Genomic DNA, 23718 nt, shown 5'->3' on the forward strand with positions numbered 1-23718 from the left:
CTATGGAGGTTTTGAAAAACATAGATTGGGATAAATTTCATTTTTTACGTGCCGAATATCTTTGGTTAGCCATCCCTGTGGGAATTATTATCCTTTTGGGTATTTTATTTTATGGCGAAAGTAACCGTTGGAAAAAACACATCGCTAAACATTTACAGCCTTACGTGATTCAGAAAGGCACCACTTGGAAATCCCGATTAATACATGTGTCTTTATTGGTAGTGTTTAGTATTGGGTTTATAGCATTTTTGGGGCCAACTTGGAGTGAAGAAAAAGCACCAGCGAAAAAGGTGGCTTCAAAATTGGTTATTGCACTGGATTTATCGCAAAGTATGTTAGCTACAGATGTCTCTCCGAACCGATTGGAGCGTGCTAAGTTTAAAATAAACGATCTTTTAAAAGCGAATCCAAGAGCAGAAACAGCGCTTATAGTGTTTTCGGCGTCTTCGCATACCGTTGTGCCGTTTACTACAGATTATAAGATTATTCAGGATAATTTAGATGGTTTGCAACCGCATATGATGCCTTCTAATGGTACGGGGTTTACCATGTTGTTTGATAAGTTTCAAGGTTTATTTACAGACAATAAAGCGCCAGGACAAATTCTTTTAATTACCGATGATTTGGAAGGGTTAGATATACCAACAGTAAGTGCCTTTGTTCAAGAAAATAATGTCACGCTTAATGTGTATCCGTTTGCCACGGAAGGCGGCGGGCATGTACCGTCTTTTAGAAATCATAAAGTAGATTTAAAAGTTAAAGGGGAGACTATAAATTCAGCTTTACAAACCGATAATTTAAATGCGTTAAGAGGTCTTGAGAACGTAAAGGTTATGGATGTAACCCTAGATAAGAGTGATGTTACCTTATTTGCAGAATCTGTTAGTGATCATTTAATATTTGAAGAAAAACCTAAGAATGAAGATGAAAATTGGGAAGATCAAGGGCGTTGGTTCATTATTCCGCTGATGGTTTTATTTCTGTTCAGTTTTAGAAAAGGATGGAGTTTGTTAACCATCGTGTTATTGGTTAGTTTGTCGTCTTGTGGAGCTTCTGAAGACGAAACACATAAAGACGAATTGAATACTTTTCAGTTTAAAGATTTATGGTATACCAAAGCCTACCAAGCACAAACGCTATATGATGACAAGGATTATATTGCTGCTGCGGAAGGCTTTGAAGATCCGCTTCGACAAGGTGTTGCCTATTATAAAGGTGGCGATTATACAAAAGCGAGAGCGGCCTTTGAAAAGGATTCGACTCCAAACGGATACTATAATTTAGGGCTAACTTATGCCAAGTTAGGGAATCTAGAAAAGGCCCAAGAGATATTTACAACGCTGGTTAAAAATGATCCAAGTATGGAACAGGCGAGTAAGAATCTTCAAAATATAAATGAAGTATTGGCTGGAGTAGATGAGGTGTCGGCAGAAGAAAGTAAAGTAGGTGAGGAAAAACAAAATGCTGAAAATAAACAAAATAAATCTCCAGAAGATCTTAGTGGTGGCGGACAGAAAGCAACCAAAAAAGATATGGAAAAGGAACGTTTAGAAGAAACGGTTGACACAGGGAAACGAAAAGGGAAAGAGTTAGATGAGCTGCCAGACGATTTTAAATCAGGAAAAGGTGCTATTCCAAAGAATATTTTAATGCGTAAAGTAGACGACGATCCTGCTTTGTTTTTAACCAGAAAGTTTAAATATCAAGTGAAGAATAATCAGGTAGAGGTTGAAAAAACACAAACAACATGGTAGCAAAATTTAAAATAATAGCGGTGTTGTTTATGTTGGGGATTAACTTTGGTTATGGGCAGCAATTAATTAGTTATGTCTCTATTAATCACAACGACGCTTATATTGGTCAGCCTGTTCAAATGACGGTTTCTGTGTATTCTAATACTTGGTTTACTTCGGGAATAGATGTAGGGAATATTCAAGTAGAAGGTGCGTTAACGGTTTATTTTAGATCGGTTTCTAATACCAGAACTTTTAGTGGAAAACAATTTTCAGGAGTCGATTTTATATATAATATATTTCCAACTCAGGAAGGTGTAATTACAATTCCAGAGTTATCTATTCATGTAGAGTCTCCGAAACCAGGTGGTTATCAAGGTGTAAAACATATTGTTCATACCAAACCAAAACCCATTACTGTAAAAGGTGTTCCGCCAGGTTATAATCCTAATAATTGGTTAGTATCAAGTACACTTAATGTGAATGAAAAATGGAATATAAGTACCAAAAAAGTTAAGGTTGGAGATGTGTTGCAACGCTCTATTTATAGAACGGCTTCTGGTACTTTAGGCGAGTTTATACCTGCTGTAGTATGGGACAGTATATCTGGTGTAAGTATTTATCCTAAACGACCTGCTGTAAACACGAATAAAACCAAAACATATGTATCGGCTAATCGTACAGACGGTGCTAATTATTTATTTGAAAAGGAAGGTGATGTTACGTTACCAAGCATAGAGTTTGTATATTGGAATTATAACACGCGTAAATTCTATAAGAAAGTTATAGATTCACTTACCATTCATGTAGAAGCCAACCCGGACTTAAGTATGTTAGCGGGTATTAAAAAACAACTTGAAGCAGAGGCTGGTGTGGTTCCAGATGAGGAGCAACCGTTTTTAATTTTAGGATTAACAGTAAAAATATTTGTTCAGTATTTAATACTTGGAATACTCGTTCTGTATGTACTCTATAAATTGTTGCCTTGGTTATTTAGAAAAGGACTTAAAGGGTATAAAAAGTACCATGATTCAGAACACTATGCGTTTAAGAATCTAGAACATGTTATAGGCGGTTCTGATTATTATAAAAGTCTAAATCAGTTTAAAATTTGGTTGCTAAAATTAAATCCAGATATTCCAAGTATGCAAGCCTTTATTACTATTTATGGTAATGAAACGTTACAAAAAGAATATAAAAATTTAGAAGAAAAAGCGATAAGTCATTCTACATCTAGTTTGAATAGTAGGGTGTTTAAATCTGAATTAAAACAGGCTAGAGACCGTTATTTAAAACGTGAAGATCTTTTAAAAGCCGAAACTGAAAAACGAGATGTCACGACGCGATGGCTGAATCCGACATCTTCGGAGAAACGTTTTTAAAATATTGTTTTAAGTTTATGGGTGTAAAATTTCATGGGTATGTTTCTTCATGTTTTCTGCCATTTTTTCAATGGGTAAATCATCGTAATCATTTCCAAAAGGATCTTCAATAGCCTCAGCAATTAATTCTAATGAAGCCAATACGTATAATATAAAAGGTACAGCAAGCACGACAAAATAGCCTAAAGAAAACACATAACCTATAGGGAGTGTTGCGACGTAAAGAGCAATAAACTTCTTAATAAATGTGCTGTAAGAATGCGGAATAGGCGTGTTTTTAATGCGTTCGCATGCGCCACAAATATTGGTTAATCCTTCTAATTCATTATTAACCATTAACAGTTGTTCGCCAGAAATTTTGTTTTCTTTGTAGAGTGAATTTGTTTTCTTAAATATTAGTGCAGCCACTTGGTTTGGACCATGTTTTTTTGTGCTAAAGGCATCTCCTAATTCAGGATGTTCATTTTCATCTAACATAAAGGTTGTGTAATCAGATCTTAAAAAAGCGAATAAACTCTGTGAATACATAGGGATGGCTTTTCTATAAAAATGACGGATAGCAACATCGTCATCCTCTAAAAGAGCATTGAGTTTTATTGCTAAATTTCGACTCACATTTGTTAATGCACCCCATTGTTTTCTAGCTTCCCACCATCTGTCGTATGCGGTATTGGTTCTGAAAACTAATAATAGTGATAAAGCAAAACCTAATAAGTTGTGTACAATGGTGATGTTTTTTACCCAACTTTTGGCCGATAGGTTTAGATATTCGAGTTCTAAGTAGGCTACACCTCCAGAAAATGCAGCAATAAATAATAAATAGGGATATAAATTTCTAAGCGTATCTGATTTATGAATAAAAAATACGGCTTTAAACCATTCTTTTGGGTTGTATATTCTCATGTTTCAAATATAATAGGATATCTTAAATTATTGAAACAGTTTTGAACGAGTTTAATATTATTTCACCTTAAACTAAAACATCCGCCTTACAAGATGTAAGCGGATGTTAAATTTGGAAATAAGATTACTGGAACTAATCCTCTAATAGTTTTTTTATCTCTTCAGCTATAGTATCTACACTACCTTTGTAATTACCTGTTGAAATAAATTTGATTACACCATCTTTATCTATGATGAAGTTTTTAGGAATGTATTTTGTCGCATATTGATTCCATATGTTTTTGTCAGGATCTAGAGCAACATTAAAATCAATACCTTTTTCTTTAAATTGGAGCATTTTTTTTGAAACTATTTCTTCGGTTTCACCACGTGAAATAGGAAGGAAAATAAAATCTTCATCTTTAAATGGTTCTAGGATCTTGTTAGGCATTTCATGAAATTCCATTAAACAAGGTGCACACCAAGTGGCCCAGAAATTTAAAAGTACAACCTTACCTTTTAAATCAGATAATGTTATAGATTCTCCATTAATCATCTGTACCGTAAAATCTTTGGCAGTATCGTTAATGTTTAATATTAATCCTGTGTCTTCTATATTTTCTTTAGCAGGTTTTGGTAACGTATTTAATGTGTTTTGGTTTTCTGTTCTTTCTTCTTCCGTAAATAAATCAATGGTTATTATAAATTCTTTATCACCAATTTTTTCTCCAAATTGAGTAGCAAGTTCGCTTCTAATTGCTTCAGAAACCCCTTTATTCATGCCTTTTATATAGCCATCTGCGGCATAAGCTTCGAGTTGTGAATTTGTTATAATTTGGTTGTTGGCAATGATAACGTAATCCGGTTTTTCGATAGGATGTTCCTGTGCGCTCATGACGACGCTATAGACTGTGAAAATTAATATGAGGATGTGTTTCATGGAAATGTTGTTGTTATATAGTATAGTAGGGGTATTAGTTCTTTTTAAGTATAATCTCTATAACTCCTTCTTTACCTTTTTCACTATATTTTTTTATTGCCGTTTCTCCTTTTAAAACATTAATTTGTTCAATGGTATCTGGATCTAAAGTTTTCATTTCTGTTTTGGTCATTTCTTTTCCGTTTACCAAAATTAAAGGGTATTCTTTATTGGTTGCAGTGTCTTTGTCTTGAGTAGGTTTTGTTGGCTCTGTTTGTTTTTCAGATTTAGTAATAAGTATCACTTCAGAAGTTTCATTAGTTATACTTGTTTTTGCCGTCGAGATACTATCATTTTTAATAGGGGTGTTAACTGCTGTTTGTTCTAGCTCATCTATAGCTGTAGCTTCTGCGGTTTCTTGAGTTTCTTTTACAGTAGTCTGAGTGCTATTTGTTGTGACATGAGTTCTTTTTCCGTCTTCACTTATATACATCACGTTATTATCTGTTAAGTCATCATTAAGTCTTTTAAGGGTAATATTTGATCCATCGCTTGTATGGATAATAAAGGCATCTTTATTATTAGCGTCTACTTTAGCGGCATTTTTACTTGCTGTAAAAACAATGTCTGAATTTGGTTTTTCTGCTCCAATCCTTAACGTTTTGTTGTCGATATTAAGAGTGATTTTGATGGCTGAAATTGGATGATCTGATTCTTTTTTATAAGTTATTTCGCTATTTTCAGATTTAGCATCTATAGAAATATTTGTAATTTCGTTGGTAGCATTACGCTTTACATTTTTAATTTGTAATACAACGTCTTTACTCTTAAAAGATTCAACTAAAGATTCTAAATACTCGTCGGTGTTGTCTTTTGAAATTATGGTAACTAACTCATTTTCGTTAGTATCTTGTAGAGTCGGTTTAATGTGTATGGTGTTATAAACTGTTTTTGTATTAAAACTCATCATAAAAAGGACTAAAGCAGGTGCGATTATAGCATACTTTAATGTATGAATGGTATTCGATTTTGAAGTGTTTAGCATAAGAATTCTTTTTTTAATTAATGAATTATAAAAATTAGTGGTAAGTGCAAATTGATGTGTGTGTATTGTTGTTTTTAATAATAGATTCTGATAGGTTTTAGAATTTGGAGCGTGTTGCATAGCTTCTTGGTCTGCTAGAAATTCTAAATTTTGAATCAATGCTTTTTTATAAAACCAAATAATAGGATTACACCAAAAGAACACGGTAATAATTTTAGAGACTAGTATATCTATAGAATGATATTGTGAGGCATGAATTTTTTCGTGATTTATGATGTGGGTAAGCTCTATTTCTGTAAACTGACTTGGGTTGTAAACAATGTATTTGAAAAATGAAAACGGTGGGATAGCATCATTAGTTAACGCCATGTTGTAATCTTGTTTTTTTGTAATTTTTAATTTTGATATAAATGTTTTTAATGAAATCAATTCAATGATAAACTTTACAAGGAAAAATAAGACACCTAAGCCATATAATAAGGTTGCTAAATTTAGCCAAGTAACTGGTGAAGATGTTGTTTCGCTATCTAGGGGAGTTACAGTTGTAAATTGATAAGCAACTTCTGTTTGATCTATGTAAATAGGGATGATAACAAAAGGAAGTAAGGCTGATGCAATTAATCCAGATAATAAAAACCAACGGTTGCCATTAAAAAAAGTTTCCTTTTGCAACCAAAACATATATACCCCGTAAAATATAGCTAAAATAGCACTGGCTTTTAGAAAATAGTCCATAACTTAATTATTTTGTTCAATAACATTAATAATATCCTTTAACTCTTCTACGCTTATCTTTTGTTCTTTAGCAAAAAATGATACTACATTCTTATAAGAATTATTGAAGTAATGCTCTATGGCCGAATTCATAAATTTTTTTCGGTAAGCTTCTTTAGTCACAATAGGAAAGTATTGGTGTGTTTTACCGTAGGCTGTATAACCAACATAACCTTTTTCCTCTAAATGTCTTATTATTGTAGATAAGGTATTATAGTGTGGTTTATCTTCTGTGATTTCTTCTAACACATCTTTTACAAACGCTTTTTCAAGTTTCCATAAAATATGCATGATTTCTTCTTCTTTGTTTGTTAATTTCTGCATTGTATAAAAGGTTTAATTTATAACTGATTCAAATATATAACTATTTTTGTAGTTATAAAACTAAAATAGTAGTTAGTTAACTAAATTTTTAGTTTTTAATAGGTGTGTTTATTTCATTCGATTTTTTATTAGGCTTAAAGTATTTGTTTTTTTCTGTAGTATATTCGCATAAAATAAATTGTATTATGAGTATCGTTTGGGTTGTTTTAGGATTATTGTTGTTGGTTGTGGGAGGAGAGTTTTTGGTTCGTGCATCTGTAGCTCTGTCTTTTAAATTAAAAATCTCAAAATTAGTAATAGGAATGACGGTGGTGTCTTTTGCTACGTCGGCTCCAGAGCTTTTAGTAAGTTTGCAAGCTGCTTTAGATGGTGCTCCAGATATTGCTTTAGGTAACGTTATAGGTTCTAATATAGCAAACATTGGGTTGGTGTTAGGAATTACAGCTGTTATCTCTCCATTAACAGTAGATAGAGGTTTTTATAAGCTTAATTGGCCAGTAATGATGCTATTATCTATAGTGCTTTATTTCTTTTTAAGAAGCGGATTGATTTTAGATTTTTGGGAGGGCGCAGCGCTTTTTATATCTCTAATTGTGTTTTTAGTAGTCTTAATTAGAAACTCGGCTAAAGATGATTTAGCTATAGATGAATTAGATGATACTTTAAAACAGACATCGACTTTTAAAATCGTATTATGGTTGTTAATTGGTGGCGCTGCATTATACTTTGGTAGTGAATGGTTGGTGCTTGGAGCTATAGATTTAGCAACTTCTTTAGGAGTTAGTGAACGTGTTATTTCTGTTACTATGGTTGCTATTGGAACAAGTGTTCCAGAATTAGCAGCATCTGTTATTGCTGCACTTAAAAAGGAAAAAGCTATTTCTTTAGGAAATTTAATAGGATCTAATATATTTAATATTGCTTGTGTTTTAGGTTTAACAGCTATGATTGAGCCTATAAAAGTAATGAGTTCTGAAATACTAACTTCAGATATTTTTTGGATGTTAGGATTCTCTGCAATATTAATTCCTTTAGTATTCTTACCTAAACAATTTGTGTTAGGGAGATATAAAGGGGCTATAATATTTGTGGCCTATATTGTGTTTTTGGTTACAACATTTACTAAGTAACTAAACAGGTTTTTAATAAGTGAATATGTTATATTTTAGTGTTTTATAATCGCGTATAAAAAGTATGTATTCTTTTATCTGTTTTTATTAAGATTAAAATGTGAAAAGTAGATAGGTTTATGGTTAAGCCATTGGTTTAAGTTTATAATAAGCCATTATATATAGTTTAGTTTGTTTAAAGAGCATAAAAAAACCGTCTAGAACAATATCCAGACGGTTTTTTATTAATATAAATTAACTTAAAAATTAAATTTTTGCAGATTTAACTGTTTTCACAATTCTAGCAGCAATTTTGTATGGATCTGCGTTTGAAGCAGGACGTCTATCTTCTAACCATCCTTTCCAGCCTTTTTCGACTGCAATTAAAGGAATACGAATAGATGCTCCTCTATCTGAAATTCCCCAAGAGAAATCTTCAATAGAAGCAGTTTCGTGTAAACCTGTTAAACGTTGGTCGTTAAACTCTCCGTAAACAGCTATATGTTCTTTTACAACAGGTCTGAAAGCTTCGCATATTGCAGCGTAAGTTTCTTTATCTCCACAAGTTCTTAAAATATTGTTAGAGAAATTGGCATGCATACCAGAACCATTCCAATCCATATCTTTTCCTAATGGTTTTGGGTGGTACTCTATATAGTAGCCATATTTTTCAGTTAAACGATCTAATAAATATCTTGAAATCCATAATTCGTCTCCAGCTAATTTTGCACCTTTAGCGAATAATTGGTATTCCCATTGTCCAGAAGCAACTTCTTGGTTAATACCTTCAAAGTTTAATCCAGCAGCGATACATAAATCTGCATGTTCTTCAACGAAGTCTCTACCGTGTGTGTTTTTACCACCTACAGAACAGTAATACATACCTTGAGGAGCAGGGTAACCACCAATAGGGAATCCTAAAGGTAATTGTGTTTTAGTATCCATTATAAAATATTCTTGTTCAAAACCGAACCAGAAATCATTATCATCGTCATCAATTGTGGCTCTACCATTAGATTCGTGTGGTGTACCATCTGCATTCATAACTTCAGTCATAATTAAATAACCGTTAATACGATCTGGATCTGGATAAATTGCAACAGGAACTAATAAGCAGTCCGAAGAACCTCCTTCTGCTTGTCTTGTTGAAGATCCATCGAAAGACCAGTTTCCTATTTCTTCTAAGGTCCCTTTAAAATCTTCGTGCTCTTCTACTTTTGTTTTACTTCTCAGGTTCTGAGTTGGAAAGTACCCATCTAACCAAAGGTACTCTAATTTAATCTTGGCCATAATTTATTAAATAATAGTTATTAATGTCATTAACAAATATAAATTAATTTTCGACTAACCAGACAAAATAGTGGGGTCTATTCAGAATTTTTATGAAATTATTAGTTAACCCCTGTCTTTTTTAGGGGTATTTGTTTTTTATGATAAGAAGACGTGTTGGAATTTTTATATTTGTAAAAAAATTGAAGGAAATGGCAATATTAAGATTTCATGCTTTAAAACAAACTCTTGAAAGAGTACCTATTTATATAGAGGAAAAAGAAAGGCGTTCAAGTATTTTTGGAGCCAATGTTTTTAATGAATCAACTATGCGTCAGTACCTAACAAAATCTGCATTTACTGAAGTTATGGATGCTGTTTTAAAAGGTACTAAAATAGATCGTTTAGTTGCAGATCATATTTCTACAGGAATGAAGGAGTGGGCGATTTCTAAAGGAGCGACCCATTATACACATTGGTTTCAGCCTTTAACAGGGGCAACCGCAGAGAAGCATGATGCTTTTTTTGAAACCATAGGAGAGGGAGCTTCGATAGAGAAATTTGGAGGCGGAGAATTAGTACAACAAGAACCAGATGCTTCTAGTTTTCCGAATGGCGGAATTAGAAATATGTTTGAAGCTCGTGGGTATACTGCTTGGGATCCAACATCACCTGCATTTATATATGGAACAACATTGTGTATTCCAACTGTATTTGTGTCTTATACAGGGGAAGCATTAGATTATAAAACACCACTTTTACGTGCGTTACAAGCTGTAGATAGTGCTGCTGTGTCTGTATGTAAATATTTTGATAAAAATGTAAAAAAAGTGAATGCATCCTTAGGGTGGGAGCAAGAGTATTTTTTAATAGATAAAGCGTTAGTAGCCTCTCGTCCAGACATTGTAGCTACAGGACGCACATTGTTAGGCCACTCTTCTGAAAAGGGACAGCAATTAGATGATCATTATTTTGGAACCATACCAAATAGAGTAATGTCTTTTATGCGTGATTTAGAACATGAATGTATGTTATTGGGAATTCCTGCTAAAACACGCCATAACGAAGTCGCTCCAAATCAGTTTGAGTTGGCGCCAATTTTTGAAGAAGCCAATCTAGCAGTAGATCATAATTCATTATTAATGGATTTAATGCATAAGACCGCAGAACGTCATCATTTTAAAGTATTATTTCATGAAAAACCTTTTGCAGGAGTAAATGGTTCAGGAAAACATAATAATTGGAGTTTAAGTACAGATACTGGTGTGAATTTATTAGCTCCAGGAAAAACACCTATGAGTAATCTTCAGTTTCTTACATTCTTTATAAATACAATTAAAGCAGTAAATGATAATGAAGAATTACTTAGGGCAGTAATCGCTTCGGCAAGTAACGATCATAGATTAGGAGCAAATGAAGCACCGCCTGCGATAATCTCTGTTTTTATAGGAGATCAATTAACTAAAGTATTAAGTGAACTTAAAAATGTAACTAGCGGAAAATTATCGCCTGAAGAAAAAACAGAACTTAAGTTAAACGTTGTAGGTAAGATTCCTGAAATCATGCTAGATAATACAGATAGAAATAGAACATCTCCTTTTGCGTTTACAGGTAATAAGTTTGAATTTAGAGCTGTGGGCTCTAAAGCAAATTGTGCAAACCCAATGACGGTTTTAAACTCTATAGTTGCTAGACAGCTTATAGATTTTAAAGCGGAAGTTGATATCCTTATCGAGAAAAAGGATATGAAAAAAGATGATGCTATTTTTAATGTATTGCGTGAGTATATTAAAAAATCAAAGAACATTCTTTTCGAAGGGAATGGCTATGGAGAGGCATGGGAAAAAGAGGCCGAGAAACGAGGTTTAAGCAATAATAAATCTACCCCAGAAGCCTTAAAAGTTAGAGTGTCTAAAAAAGTAATAGACTTGTTCGATGGTTTGGGGGTAATGAATAAAGTAGAGTCTGAGGCGCGTTACGAAATAGAAATGGAAGAATATGTACATCGTATTCAAATAGAAGGTCGCGTCCTGAGCGATATAGCTAAAAGTAGAATAGTTCCTACCGCTGTGCGTTATCAAAATATATTAATTGAGAATGTAAAAGGTTTAAAAGATATTTATGGTGCATCTTTTAAAAAGATGGCAAAAGAACAACTTGGTTTAATTGAAGATATATCTAAACATATAGAGGCTATAAATTTTAATGTAACTAAGATGACCGAAGCGCGTAAAACAGCAAATCAAGAAGAGGATATAGAAAAGAAAGCTTTAGCATATTCTTACAAAGTAAATCCTATGTTTTCTGAAATACGTTACCATTGTGATAAGTTAGAATTATTAGTAGACGATGAGCTGTGGCCATTAACAAAATATAGAGAATTGCTATTTACTAATTAATTTAATTATAAAAATGTTACTTAAAAAGCTGTCTACATATTGAACAGCTTTTTTTGTTTCTAAATGGGTTTTTGCTTTTATGCCATGTGTTTTTAATGGTTTATATGTGTTGTAGTTGTTTTTTTATACCTATTTTTCTTAATTCGCACCTTGATTTGAGAGTTAAATCTTACATTTTGATTACGGTTTTACCTCAGAATTGTGCTTTTTATCTAACTTAAATGTGTGTTGTCGAAAACACAAGGAAATGATGCTGTTTAGATGTCTATGGTTAAAATTGTTGCAGATATTTTAATATATTTGTCTCGCTATTAATCTATACAATTTAATTATGAAACAGCTCATTGTAAGTGTGCTGTTGCTATTAGTTGCCACTCTGGTTTTTTCTCAAGCGAAAAATGATTCGCAGGAGCAAAGCGCTACGAATGAAGCAGTTAATGAGCAACCTGTGCAAATGAAAAATTCACTTATAGCTAATCTAAATTAAGCTATTTAAACGTGAAAAAAATTAATTTTAAAGTCATATATCTTCAATCATTTATTCGTTAATTGGTGTTTGAAGATATTTTTTTTGCCTTATATTTTCCTTCTATTTATTCTGTAAAACTAATTTACAATGCTTACTTTTGTAAATCATTTTCAACTTAAAAATCATATGAGTCAAGAAGTCAGTAAGCGATATGCACAACGAGGGGTTTCCGCTTCAAAGTCAGATGTACATAACGCTATTAAAAATATTGATAAAGGATTGTTCCCGAAAGCGTTCTGTAAAATTGTACCAGATTATTTGTCTCAAGACGATGCATATTGTTTAATTATGCATGCAGATGGCGCAGGTACAAAAAGTGCTTTAGCTTATATGTATTGGAAAGAAACTGGAGATGTTTCGGTTTGGAAAGGTATCGCTCAAGATGCACTTATAATGAATATTGACGACTTATTATGTGTAGGTGCTACAGATAATATTATGTTGTCTTCTACAATAGGTCGAAATAAAAATCTGATTACTGGTGAAGTACTTTCTGCAATAATTAATGGTACTGAAGAATTGATTGAAGATTTAAAATCGTTTGGAGTTACTATTCATTCTACAGGAGGCGAAACTGCAGATGTAGGAGATCTTGTAAGAACTATTATTGTAGATTCTACAGTAACGGCAAGAATGAAACGTGAAGATGTTATTGATAATGCAAATATTAAAGCAGGAGATGTTATTGTAGGACTCGAATCTTTTGGACAGGCTACTTACGAAAAAGAATATAATGGAGGTATGGGAAGTAATGGATTAACATCTGCAAGACACGATGTTTTTCATAATTACTTAGCCGAAAAATTCCCAGAGAGTTTTGATGCTGCTGTGCCAAGTGATTTAGTGTATTCTGGAAATATGAAACTAACAGATAAGGTAGAAGGTTCTCCTTTAGACGCTGGTAGGTTGGTATTGTCTCCTACACGAACATATGCGCCAATTATAAAAGCAATATTGTCTAAGTATAATAAAGAGCATATTCATGGTATGGTGCATTGTTCTGGTGGTGCTCAAACAAAAATTTTACATTTTGTAAATGAATTTCATATCATTAAAGATAATTTATTTCCAATTCCACCGTTATTTAAATTAATTCAAGAACAATCTAAAACGGAGTGGAAGGAAATGTATCAGGTTTTTAACTGCGGACACCGTATGGAACTTTATGTATCTCCAGAGACAGCAGAAGATATTATTACAATATCTAAATCTTTTAATGTAGATGCTAAAATTATTGGTAGAGTGGAACCTTCAGAAAAAAAACACCTATCAATTACAAGTGAGTTTGGTCAATTTGAATATGAATAAATAGTCACTTTTTTTAAGTGTAATAGAGTAATGTTAGTATGAAATATAATATTTTTTTTCTTTTTTCTTTTATTGTTCAATTTTCTATTGCTCAACCAGACTCATTATATATTAAGAAAAGACTTATTATAAAAAGTCCAACGCCTACATGGACAAATACAAATAAATTATCACTAGATTTAAATGAAGTTGCTTTTGTAAACTGGAATGCTGGGGGGAGTAATTCTATTTCTGCTATTGTTAGTCAGGTGTCTTCTTTGGATTATACTTTTAAAAATTTTAAGTGGGCTAATGCTTTTAACGCGCGTTATGGTATAAACCAACAAGAAAGCGAAGTTTTGAAAAAGACAGATGATTTGTTAGAGATAAGCTCATCTGTAGGCTATAAACGTTCCGATGCTTCTAAATGGTATTATTCAGCACGTTTAACTTTTTCAACTCAATTTGCAAACGGATATTCTTATCCAGATACTTCCAATCCTATATCTAAATTTATGGCTCCAGGATATTTATTCTTTGGGGGAGGAATGGAGTATGGTAAGGATATAGAAAAATTATCGCTCTATGCTTCTCCTTTAACATTTAAATCTACCTATGTATTAGATCAGGATTTGGCTAATGCAGGTTCTTTTGGGGTGGAGCCAGCGGTTTATGATGATGATGGTAATGTATTAATCCCTGGAGAAAAAGTGAGAGAAGAGCTAGGTATTTTAGTAACGAACTATTATGAAGTAGATGTTGCTAAAAATGTATTGTTAAAAAGTACAGCAAATTTCTATACCGATTATTTAAATAGTTTTGGAAATATTGATGTGGATTGGCAATTGCTTATAGATTTTAAAGTAAATAACTTTATAAAAGCATCTTTAGGTTCTCAGCTTAAATATGATAATGATGTGAAAAATTTAATTGTCATTGATGAAGATGCCGACGAGTATGGCCAGTCTGGTGCTAAAGTACAGTGGAAACAGCTTTTAGGTATTGGTTTTGTTGTAGATTTTTAAATTTAGAAATAAAATAAATAATATTTATTTGTTAACTATTTTATGTTGATAATTTGTTAAATAGCTGTATTTCAGTTTTTTATGTGTTTTTATTGAAAACTTTGAAATAAATTATATGTAATTTGTTTCAAATTCTTACCTATATTTGCAGTCTTGAAATTATTCTAGTAACAACTTAATTAATTAAGACAATGAATGTAGATTCCTTACCTATCCCTCAAAAAACCTATACTCAAGAAGAAGCTTTCGAAGCGTCGTTAAAATACTTTAAAGGAGACGATTTAGCTGCTAGAGTTTGGCTAAACAAATATGCTCTTAAAGATTCTGATGGAAATATCTACGAGTTAACTCCTAACGATATGCACCGTAGAATAGCAAAAGAAATTGCTAGAATAGAAGTGCGTTACCCTAATCCATTGTCTGAAGAAGAAATTTTTGATCTAATAAAAGATTTTAAATATATTGTTCCTCAAGGAAGTCCAATGGCCGGAATTGGTAATCCATTTCAGATTGCATCTCTTTCAAATTGTTTTGTAATTGGTAATAGTGGAGATTCAGATTCCTATGGAGGAATCATGAAAATAGATCAGGAACAAGTACAATTAATGAAACGTCGTGGTGGTGTAGGTCACGATTTATCTCACATTCGTCCAAAAGGTTCACCTGTAAAAAATTCAGCATTAACATCTACAGGTATTGTTCCTTTTATGGAGCGTTATTCAAACTCTACAAGAGAAGTTGCTCAAGATGGAAGACGAGGTGCCTTAATGTTGTCGGTTTCTGTAAATCATCCAGATTCAGAAGATTTTATAGATGCTAAACTTGAACAAGGTAAAGTTACAGGAGCAAATGTATCTGTACGTATCGACGATGAGTTTATGAAAGCCGTAAAATTAAATGGCGAGTATACTCAGAAATATCCAATTTTCAGCAAAAACCCAAAGTTTACTAAAACAATTCAGGCAGACGGTATTTGGAAAAAGATTGTGCATAATGCATGGAAATCTGCAGAACCAGGGATTTTGTTCTGGGATACTATAATTAATGAATCTGTTCCGGATTGCTATGCCGAGTTTGGTTATAAGACGGTATCTACAAATCCATGTGGAGAAATTCCTCTATGTCCTTACGATTCTTGTCGTTTGTTAGCTATAAATTTATTTTCTTATGTTGAAAATCCGTTTACTAAAGAGGCATCATTCAATTTTGAATTATTCAGTAAGCATATTGCTGTTGCACAACGTATAATGGATGATATTATTGATTTAGAATTAGAAAAAATCGATGGTATTTTAGCTAAAATTGATGCCGATCCAGAATTAGATGTTGTAAAATCTACAGAAAGAAATCTTTGGGAAAATATTAAAAATAAAGCTGCCGAAGGAAGAAGAACAGGTATTGGTATAACTGCCGAAGGCGATATGTTAGCGGCTTTAGGTATTCAATATGGTAGTGAAGAAGGAAATGCATTCTCTGTAGAGGTTCATAAAAAATTAGCTATTGAAGCTTATCGCGCTTCTGTATATACAGCGAAAGATCGTGGTGCTTTTGGCGTTTACAATTCTGAATTAGAAAAAAATAATCCATTTATTCAACGTTTAAAAGAAGCCGATAGTAAATTGTATTACGATATGTTAGAATACGGGCGTCGTAATATTGCATTGCTAACCATTGCGCCTACAGGAACCACAAGTTTAATGACACAAACAAGTTCAGGAATAGAGCCTGTATTTATGCCTGTTTATAAACGTAGACGTAAGGTTAATCCTAACGATAAAAATGTGCGTATAGATTTTGTAGATGAGGTTGGAGATTCTTGGGAAGAATATGTTGTGTTTCATCACCGCTTTAAACAATGGATGGAAGTAAACGGTTTCGATTTATCTGCTAACTATTCTCAAGAAGAAATAGATCTATTAATTGCAAAATCACCTTATTATAAAGCAACATCTAACGATGTAGACTGGTTAAGTAAAGTGTCTATGCAAGGCGCTGTTCAAAAATGGGTAGATCATTCAATTAGTGTTACTATTAATTTACCGAATGATGCGTCTGAAGATTTAGTAGGACAATTATATTTGAAAGCATGGGAAGCTGGGTGTAAAGGAGTGACAGTATATCGTGACGGATCACGTTCTGGTGTTTTAATTTCTAACGATGAAAAGAAAGAAGAAGAAACTATTGATGTGTTAACCACATTTCCTACCAAACGTCCTCAAATATTAGAAGCAGATGTTGTGCGTTTTCAAAACAATAGAGAAAAATGGATTGCTTTTATTGGTAAAATAGATGGTAAGCCTTACGAAATATTCACAGGTTTAACCGATGATGAAGATGGAATTTTAATTCCGCGTTGGGTAAATGAAGGCTTAATTATAAAAAACAGAGGAGAAGACGGGCTTAGACGTTACGATTTTCAATACCATAATAAAAGAGGGTATAAAACAACTATAGAAGGGTTGTCTTATAAATTTAACCCAGAATTTTGGAACTATGCGAAGTTAATTTCAAGTACTTTACGTCATGGCATGCCAATTGATAAAATTGTAGACTTAATTAATAGTTTACAATTAGATAGCGAATCTATAAACACTTGGAAAAATGGTGTAGTTAGAGCCCTAAAACGATTTGTTGCAGATGGTACACAAGTTAAAGGACATACATGTAGTAACTGTAATTCTGAAAATTTAATTTATCAAGAAGGGTGTTTAACTTGTAAAGACTGCGGATCTTCTAAATGTGGTTAATATATAGCTTACATTATTAAACAAAAAAAAAGCAAAGGGAAACCTTTGCTTTTTTTTTGAAATTAAAAAACATTAAAACAAGAATTTAACTACAGTTTTGTTAAATTAGAGTGTCCAAATAAAAAATATGTTTTCTAGGAAAATCTGTATTATAACCTTGGCAGGTATTATGATCTTAATAAATATATTTTTTATTGAGTATTTATCTATGGACTATATTAGGCCGCTAAGAGCGATTACTACGTTTTCTTTTTCTTTGCTATTTGTGTTCTTTAAAGGATATAGATATTCTAAATTAGCAATAGCATTTATGTTTTTTTTTCTTTCTGATTTATTTATAATTAAATATGATAAACTTGTGTTTAATAACTTAACATCGGTAGTTCGAACGTTAGGATATTTATTTATAGGGTTACATTTATTACCTAAATTCAAGGTTGAGATAGAGAGTAAAAGGGCTTTAGCTGCGTATCTTATTGCTATATTTTTTTGTGCAATAATGTTTTACGAACTCATAGATATTATGTCTTTAACATTTAAAGATATGGTTCATCGGTATTTGTATTTTTCTTATAGTTTAATACTATTAGGGTTGCTTATTCTAGTGGGGAACTATAATTTTAGATATAATTCTACACAATCTACATCTTGTATGTATTTTACATTCTCTTTTGTTATTTCAGATTTGTTTGCATTTATTAGTTATTATCTCGAGATAGATGCGTTTTATTATCCTACACGAATTTTTTATATTTTAGGTTTAGCGGCTTTAACTGCTTATGCAGTCCTTCCTTTTCAGAGAGAAGTATTATACAAAGACGACTCTCTAGATATATATTAAATTAATTCACTTTAGTACAAATTTTAAAGCATCAAATTATGTATATAATATTGATATGGAGTATTCATAATTTATCGTATTTTTGCACCACAATTTAATAAGGTAGATGTTAGACAAGTTACAAATAGTAAAACAACGTTTTGATGAGGTGAGTGATTTAATCATTCAACCAGATATAATTACAGATCAAAAACGTTATGTGCAATTAAACAAAGAATACAAAGATCTTAAAGCACTTGTAGATAAGCGTGAAGAGTATATAGAACTCACTGAAAATATTAAAGAAGCTGAAGAAATTATTGCAGATGGAAGTGATGCCGAAATGGTAGACATGGCCAAAATGCAATACGATGAAGCAAAAACACGTATTCCTTTATTAGAGGAAGAAATTAAGGTAATGCTTATACCTAAGGATCCGGAAGACACTAAGAATGCAGTTGTAGAATTACGTGCAGGAACTGGGGGAGATGAAGCGAGTATTTTTGCTGGAGATTTATTTAGAATGTATTCTAAATATTGTGAAGGTAGAGGGTGGAAAGTGGATACAGTAGATTATAGTGAAGGAACGAATGGCGGATTTAAAGAAATTCAGTTTGAAGTTACAGGTGAAGATGTTTATGGAACGTTGAAGTTTGAAGCTGGTGTTCACCGAGTTCAACGTGTGCCACAAACAGAAACTCAAGGGCGAGTACATACCAGTGCTGCTACAGTAATGGTATTTCCAGAAGCTGAAGAATTTGATGTTGAAATTAATCCGAAAGAAGTTAGAGTCGATTTTTTCTGTTCATCAGGACCAGGAGGGCAATCGGTAAATACAACCTATTCTGCGGTACGTTTAACGCATATTCCTACAGGATTAGTAGCACAATGTCAAGATCAGAAATCGCAACATAAAAATAAGGAAAAAGCATTTAAAGTATTACGTTCTCGTTTATACGAAATGGAATTAGCAAAAAAGAATGCAGCCGATGCAGAAAAACGTGGTACAATGGTAACTTCTGGAGATAGAAGTGCTAAAATTAGAACCTACAATTATTCGCAAGGCCGTGTAACCGATCATAGAATTGGATTAACACTTTACGATTTAGGAAATATTGTAAATGGCGATATTCAGAAAATAATAGATGAATTACAATTAGCAGAAAATACTGAAAAGTTAAAAGCTAATGACGATGTCATTTAAAAAATAAACAGCCTCGTAAAGAGGCTTTTTTATTGAAAATTTTAGAGTTAAGTATTAAATCTTTAAAAGTACATTACTGTGACTACCGAGCAATTAATTAACCAGATTAAAATAAAAAAATCATTCTTAACCATAGGTTTGGATGTAGATTTAAATAAGATTCCAAAACATTTATTAGAAACCGAAGATCCTATTTTCGAATTTAATAAAGCAATTATTGATGCTACTCATCATTTATGTGTAGCATATAAACCCAACACTGCTTTTTACGAAGCCTATGGTTTAAAAGGCTGGAAAGCTTTAGAAAAAACCATTACTTATTTAAATAATAATTATTCAGAAATCTTTACAATTGCAGACGCAAAACGTGGTGATATTGGTAATACAAGTACTATGTATGCCAAAGCATTTCTTGAAGATTTAGCATTTGATAGTGTAACAGTCGCTCCTTATATGGGAAAAGATTCTGTAGAGCCTTTTTTAGCGTTTAAAAATAAGCATACTATTTTATTAGCATTAACATCTAACCAAGGTGCTTTCGATTTTCAAACTAAATTAATCGATGGTAAAGAAGTGTACAAACAGGTTTTAGAAACTTCTAAAAATTGGGAAAATTCAGAAAATTTAATGTATGTTGTTGGTGCGACTAAAGCAGAATATTTAACCGAGATTAGAAATATTATTCCTAATAGCTTTTTATTAGTTCCTGGTGTTGGTGCACAAGGTGGAAGTTTAAAAGAGGTTTGTAAATATGGTATGACCGAGAATATTGGTTTATTAATTAATTCATCTCGTGGTATTATTTATGCTTCTAATGGTGTAGATTTTGCTGAAGCTGCTGCTGAATCTGCAAAAACACTTCAACAAGAAATGGAAACTATTTTAAACGCTCAATAATTTAAATGTGTTAATCTTTAAAGATCAACTTCACAGAATAATTCAAATACCAACTGTTCCAAAACGGATTGTATCGTTAGTGCCTAGCCAAACAGAATTGTTATGTGATTTAGGTTTAGAAGATGCAATTGTTGGAATTACTAAATTTTGTGTACACCCCAATCATGTATTAGCATCTAAAACAATTGTTGGCGGAACAAAACAAGTTCATTACAATAAAATAAAAGCATTACAACCCGATATTATTTTATGTAATAAGGAGGAAAATGCTAAAGATATGATGCATGAGTTAGAACGTATCGCTCCAGTTCATATTTCCGATATTTATACTTTAGATGATAGTTTAGAGTTAATTAAAATGTATGGTGATTTATTTGATGTTACAGATCAATCTGAAAAGATAATTACACGCATAAAAAAAAGTAAGGCTGAATTTGAAGATTTTATAGCTTTAAAACCTTTAAAGACTGTGGCTTACTTTATATGGAAATCACCTTGGATGGTTGCTGCGAACCATACATTTATAAATTACATGTTAACGCTAAACAAATTAGAAAACGTATTTTCTAAAGCACAACGTTATCCAGAAATTAATATAGAAACAATTAAAAAAGTTCCAGATTTAGTCTTTTTATCGAGCGAACCTTATCCATTTAAACAAGATCATATAGAGGAAGTAGAAACATATTTTCCTGACTCAAAGATTATATTAGTCGATGGAGAAATGTTCTCTTGGTACGGATCTAGATTAATAAAGGCTTTCGATTATTTTAAAGACCTGAATGGAATGTATTATTAGCTTTTACACGAATCATTTCTTTTCTTAATTTAAAAGCTTCAAAATATAAATAGTCACTTAAGCTGGAATCTGTTTGCATAACATTGTATGCTTCTTCGATAAATGATTTATAAAGATTTTGAAGTTCTTCTATTTTTAAGAATTTCTTGATATTTGGTTTTACGTCTCCTACTTTACTAAATTGATTTTTCATGATGTTTGATATTTTCTTAGTATAAAGGAAATATCATGCCAAGTATTGTTTAGTAATAGTTAATAAAATGATAATATTTTATTGTACAGGTAAATTCGATTCTCCTCTTTGTAGATACTTTAAGCGATTTAATTTATTCAATAGCTTAATGGCTTGAAATTCGGAAATATCACTCATTTCAGAATCTGTTTGTCTGAAATTATACGCTTGTTCCATAAGTTGTTTATAGCGTCTAGCGAGTTTTTGCTGGTTTTTTTTTATGGTGTCATATCTGTTCATCTTACTGGCTATTAGTATCTTAAATATACATTAAAAAAAATGAAACTGAAAAATGTCATATCATAAAGTTTTCAAAAAAAAAAGCAACTCTTTTTAGAGTTGCTTTCTGTTGTTAACAAATTAACTAAACTTAATGTTTTTGAATATATCTATTAGATACATTCAAATGTCTTAAAAATAGAGACACACTTTGTTATTTCAATGTTAATTATAAATTATATTAATATTTGATTAATCTTGTAATTCAAAAACCGATTGTAATAAATCTGTAGATCGTGAAGCTGTAGAATTTCTTATTTCTTTTTCTTCAACTGCAATCATAGTGTATACACCGCTTAGTGCTTCGGTAGTTACATAGTCTGTTAAATCAGGATTTACTTTAGATACAAATGGCATGCTATTGTATTTAGAAATTAAAGTGGTCCATATTTTATCGGCACCAACTTTAGTAAACGATTCATTTATTACGGGATTAAATTTATCGTATAAAGCTGTCTGGGTTTTTTCTGTTAAATACGTTGTAGCAGCATTGTCTTCTCCTAATAAAATAGTTTTAGCATCATTAAATGTGATATCTTTTACAGCATCTACAAAAATAGGAGTAGCTTCTTTTACGGCATCTTCTGCTGCACGATTTAAAGCTTTAATACCTTCATCTGCTAAATCTCCCAATCCTACACTTCTTAAAGCTGTGTCTACTTTTTGTAGTTCGCTTGGCATTACAATTTTAACTAAGTCGTTTTTATAAAAACCATCTGTTTGAGTTAGTTTTTCTACTTGTTCTTCTATTCCTAAATTTAAAGCTTCTCTTAATCCTGATGCAATGTCTGTGTCTGAAATAAGACTAGAAAATACAGAAGAATTAGAAGATGTTTCAGATTCGTTAGAGTTATTCGTATCGCTAGTACTGGTCGAGATCTTGCTTTTTAAAGAATTTGCAAGTTCACCTAAGGTTTGTGCCGATGTGCTTAATGATAGTAAAAAACAGCTGGCAATAATAATATTTTTCAATTTTTTTTATTTTAATATTTCAAACGCAAAATTATATCTATAATTTCGAAAAAACGTATAGATTTTAATCTATTTGATAAAATACATATCCGTATTTATGCTTTTTTATAAATACAGGTAATTTAAAGTGATTGTGACCTATATATCGTTAAGATTTTTTTAGTAAAAAATAAGTGTTTTATTATTAAACACCATTACTTTTCTGTTGATATGATGTTTAATGGCTGTAGCCAATACTATTTTTTCTAAATCACGACCTTTAGCAATTAAATCTTCAATAGCTTGAGTATGTGAAACACGAGCTACATCTTGTTCAATAATTGGCCCTGCATCTAAATCTTCGGTAACGTAATGGCTCGTGGCTCCAATAATTTTTACTCCACGTTTATATGCAGAATGGTATGGTTTTGCTCCAGCAAATGCAGGTAAAAATGAATGATGAATATTAATAATTTTGTTGGTGTATTCGTTTATTAATTTAGGAGAAATAATTTGCATATAACGTGCAAGTACAATAAAATCGATCTTGTATTTTTTTAATAATTCTAACTGTTTTGCTTCAGCTTCAGGTTTCGTGTCTTTGGTAACAGGAACATGAAAAAACGGGATATCAAAACTGTCGGCTATAGGTTTTAAATCTAAGTGGTTACTTAAAATAAATGGAATTTCAGCATTTAATTCTCCTGATCTATAACGCCCTAAAATATCGTATAAACAATGGTCGTATTTAGATACAAAAATGGCCATTTTAGGTTTAATTTCAGAAGTGTAAATTCGCCACTTCATTCCAAATTGCATTACCAAAGTATCTTTAAAAGTGTTCTTTAAATGATCTAAATCTAGATTTACAGAATCGAACTGACTTTCCAATCGCATAAAAAAGATATTCTGTACGTGATCTACGTGTTGGTCAATATATATAATGTTTCCGCCATGTTGGGCGATAAAGTTAGATACAGCTGCTATAATTCCAGGTTGGTCGTGGCAGTGCATTAAAAGTGTGATTTTATTCATTTAAGTAAGTTTCTAAAAGAGGTAAAAATACTGAGAAATATGTAGGTAGGCACAATTTAAAATGATTTTAGATAAAT

At 32.0% G+C, this 23718-nt stretch carries 21 protein-coding genes; 12 read left to right on the forward strand and 9 right to left on the reverse strand.

What is annotated here, in order from left to right:
• The first annotated feature begins 2 nt into the window (after positions 1-2).
• Together Q1B05_RS06065 and Q1B05_RS06070 are read left to right on the forward strand one after the other, a co-directional pair.
• Complete coding sequence (locus Q1B05_RS06065; RefSeq protein ID WP_299778660.1) at positions 3-1754, forward strand: VWA domain-containing protein; 1752 nt, start codon at positions 3-5, stop codon at positions 1752-1754.
• Positions 1748-3115, forward strand: a complete 1368-nt coding sequence (locus tag Q1B05_RS06070; RefSeq protein WP_299778662.1) for a BatD family protein — start codon at positions 1748-1750, stop codon at positions 3113-3115. Before Q1B05_RS06065 ends, Q1B05_RS06070 begins: the two co-directional genes overlap by 7 nt.
• 15 nt (positions 3116-3130) lie before the next feature.
• On the opposite strand, the gene Q1B05_RS06075 is transcribed toward Q1B05_RS06070, so the two are convergent.
• The 4 genes from Q1B05_RS06075 to Q1B05_RS06090 form a co-directional block, all read right to left on the reverse strand.
• Complete coding sequence (locus Q1B05_RS06075) at positions 3131-4018, reverse strand: bestrophin family protein (RefSeq protein ID WP_299778663.1); 888 nt, start codon at positions 4016-4018, stop codon at positions 3131-3133.
• A gap of 133 nt (positions 4019-4151) precedes the next feature.
• The gene (locus Q1B05_RS06080; RefSeq protein ID WP_299778664.1) at positions 4152-4937 is read right to left on the reverse strand and encodes a peroxiredoxin; all 786 of its coding nucleotides are present in this window, start codon (positions 4935-4937) and stop codon (positions 4152-4154) included.
• A 34-nt stretch (positions 4938-4971) separates the two neighbouring features.
• Positions 4972-6696 carry a M56 family metallopeptidase gene (locus Q1B05_RS06085; protein ID WP_299778666.1) on the reverse strand — a complete coding sequence of 575 codons (1725 nt, stop codon included), beginning with the start codon at positions 6694-6696 and terminating at the stop codon, positions 4972-4974.
• A 3-nt stretch (positions 6697-6699) separates the two neighbouring features.
• Positions 6700-7059 carry a BlaI/MecI/CopY family transcriptional regulator gene (locus Q1B05_RS06090; protein WP_299778668.1) on the reverse strand — a complete coding sequence of 120 codons (360 nt, stop codon included), beginning with the start codon at positions 7057-7059 and terminating at the stop codon, positions 6700-6702.
• Positions 7060-7244: 185 nt separating this feature from the next.
• Here Q1B05_RS06090 and Q1B05_RS06095 point away from each other — a divergent pair, with 185 nt between their 5' ends.
• Entirely contained in the window at positions 7245-8189 is a 945-nt protein-coding gene (locus Q1B05_RS06095) for a calcium/sodium antiporter (protein WP_299778670.1), read from the forward strand.
• A gap of 246 nt (positions 8190-8435) precedes the next feature.
• Here the strand turns inward: Q1B05_RS06095 and Q1B05_RS06100 are convergent, their stop codons facing one another.
• A complete protein-coding gene (locus Q1B05_RS06100; RefSeq protein WP_299778672.1) occupies positions 8436-9458 on the reverse strand; it encodes a glutamine synthetase beta-grasp domain-containing protein in 1023 nt (340 codons plus the stop codon).
• Positions 9459-9649: 191 nt separating this feature from the next.
• Here Q1B05_RS06100 and Q1B05_RS06105 point away from each other — a divergent pair, with 191 nt between their 5' ends.
• The 9 genes from Q1B05_RS06105 to Q1B05_RS06145 all read left to right on the forward strand — a co-directional run bounded on the left by Q1B05_RS06105 (position 9650) and on the right by Q1B05_RS06145 (position 21144).
• Entirely contained in the window at positions 9650-11836 is a 2187-nt protein-coding gene (locus Q1B05_RS06105) for a glutamine synthetase III (protein ID WP_299778674.1), read from the forward strand.
• A 331-nt stretch (positions 11837-12167) separates the two neighbouring features.
• A complete protein-coding gene (locus Q1B05_RS06110; RefSeq protein ID WP_299778676.1) occupies positions 12168-12323 on the forward strand; it encodes a hypothetical protein in 156 nt (51 codons plus the stop codon).
• Between the two features lie 168 nt (positions 12324-12491).
• Complete coding sequence (locus Q1B05_RS06115) at positions 12492-13673, forward strand: AIR synthase related protein (RefSeq protein ID WP_299778735.1); 1182 nt, start codon at positions 12492-12494, stop codon at positions 13671-13673.
• A gap of 38 nt (positions 13674-13711) precedes the next feature.
• A complete protein-coding gene (locus Q1B05_RS06120) occupies positions 13712-14677 on the forward strand; it encodes a DUF3078 domain-containing protein (protein ID WP_299778678.1) in 966 nt (321 codons plus the stop codon).
• Between the two features lie 191 nt (positions 14678-14868).
• Positions 14869-17424, forward strand: coding sequence for an adenosylcobalamin-dependent ribonucleoside-diphosphate reductase (locus tag Q1B05_RS06125; protein WP_299778680.1), 2556 nt, complete (start codon positions 14869-14871; stop codon positions 17422-17424).
• Positions 17425-17593: 169 nt separating this feature from the next.
• Complete coding sequence (locus Q1B05_RS06130; RefSeq protein WP_299778683.1) at positions 17594-18265, forward strand: hypothetical protein; 672 nt, start codon at positions 17594-17596, stop codon at positions 18263-18265.
• 106 nt (positions 18266-18371) lie between these two features.
• The gene (prfA, locus tag Q1B05_RS06135) at positions 18372-19448 is read left to right on the forward strand and encodes a peptide chain release factor 1 (protein WP_299778685.1); all 1077 of its coding nucleotides are present in this window, start codon (positions 18372-18374) and stop codon (positions 19446-19448) included.
• Positions 19449-19526: 78 nt separating this feature from the next.
• A complete protein-coding gene (pyrF, locus tag Q1B05_RS06140; RefSeq protein WP_299778687.1) occupies positions 19527-20345 on the forward strand; it encodes an orotidine-5'-phosphate decarboxylase in 819 nt (272 codons plus the stop codon).
• A 7-nt stretch (positions 20346-20352) separates the two neighbouring features.
• Positions 20353-21144, forward strand: a complete 792-nt coding sequence (locus Q1B05_RS06145; RefSeq protein ID WP_299778689.1) for an ABC transporter substrate-binding protein — start codon at positions 20353-20355, stop codon at positions 21142-21144.
• Here the strand turns inward: Q1B05_RS06145 and Q1B05_RS06150 are convergent.
• The 4 genes from Q1B05_RS06150 to purU form a co-directional block, all read right to left on the reverse strand.
• Complete coding sequence (locus Q1B05_RS06150; protein WP_299778691.1) at positions 21116-21337, reverse strand: Lacal_2735 family protein; 222 nt, start codon at positions 21335-21337, stop codon at positions 21116-21118. The two genes, Q1B05_RS06145 and Q1B05_RS06150, sit on opposite strands and share 29 nt — an antisense overlap.
• 78 nt (positions 21338-21415) lie before the next feature.
• Positions 21416-21616, reverse strand: a complete 201-nt coding sequence (locus Q1B05_RS06155; RefSeq protein WP_299778693.1) for a Lacal_2735 family protein — start codon at positions 21614-21616, stop codon at positions 21416-21418.
• A gap of 231 nt (positions 21617-21847) precedes the next feature.
• On the reverse strand, positions 21848-22627 hold the full coding sequence (locus Q1B05_RS06160) for a DUF4197 domain-containing protein (RefSeq protein WP_299778695.1): 780 nt from the start codon (positions 22625-22627) through the stop codon (positions 21848-21850).
• Between the two features lie 159 nt (positions 22628-22786).
• Entirely contained in the window at positions 22787-23641 is an 855-nt protein-coding gene (gene purU, locus Q1B05_RS06165; protein WP_299778697.1) for a formyltetrahydrofolate deformylase, read from the reverse strand.
• Positions 23642-23718: the final 77 nt, after the last annotated feature.

It is taken from the genome of uncultured Formosa sp. (assembly GCF_947500765.1).
Taxonomy (GTDB): Bacteria; Bacteroidota; Bacteroidia; order Flavobacteriales; family Flavobacteriaceae; genus Formosa.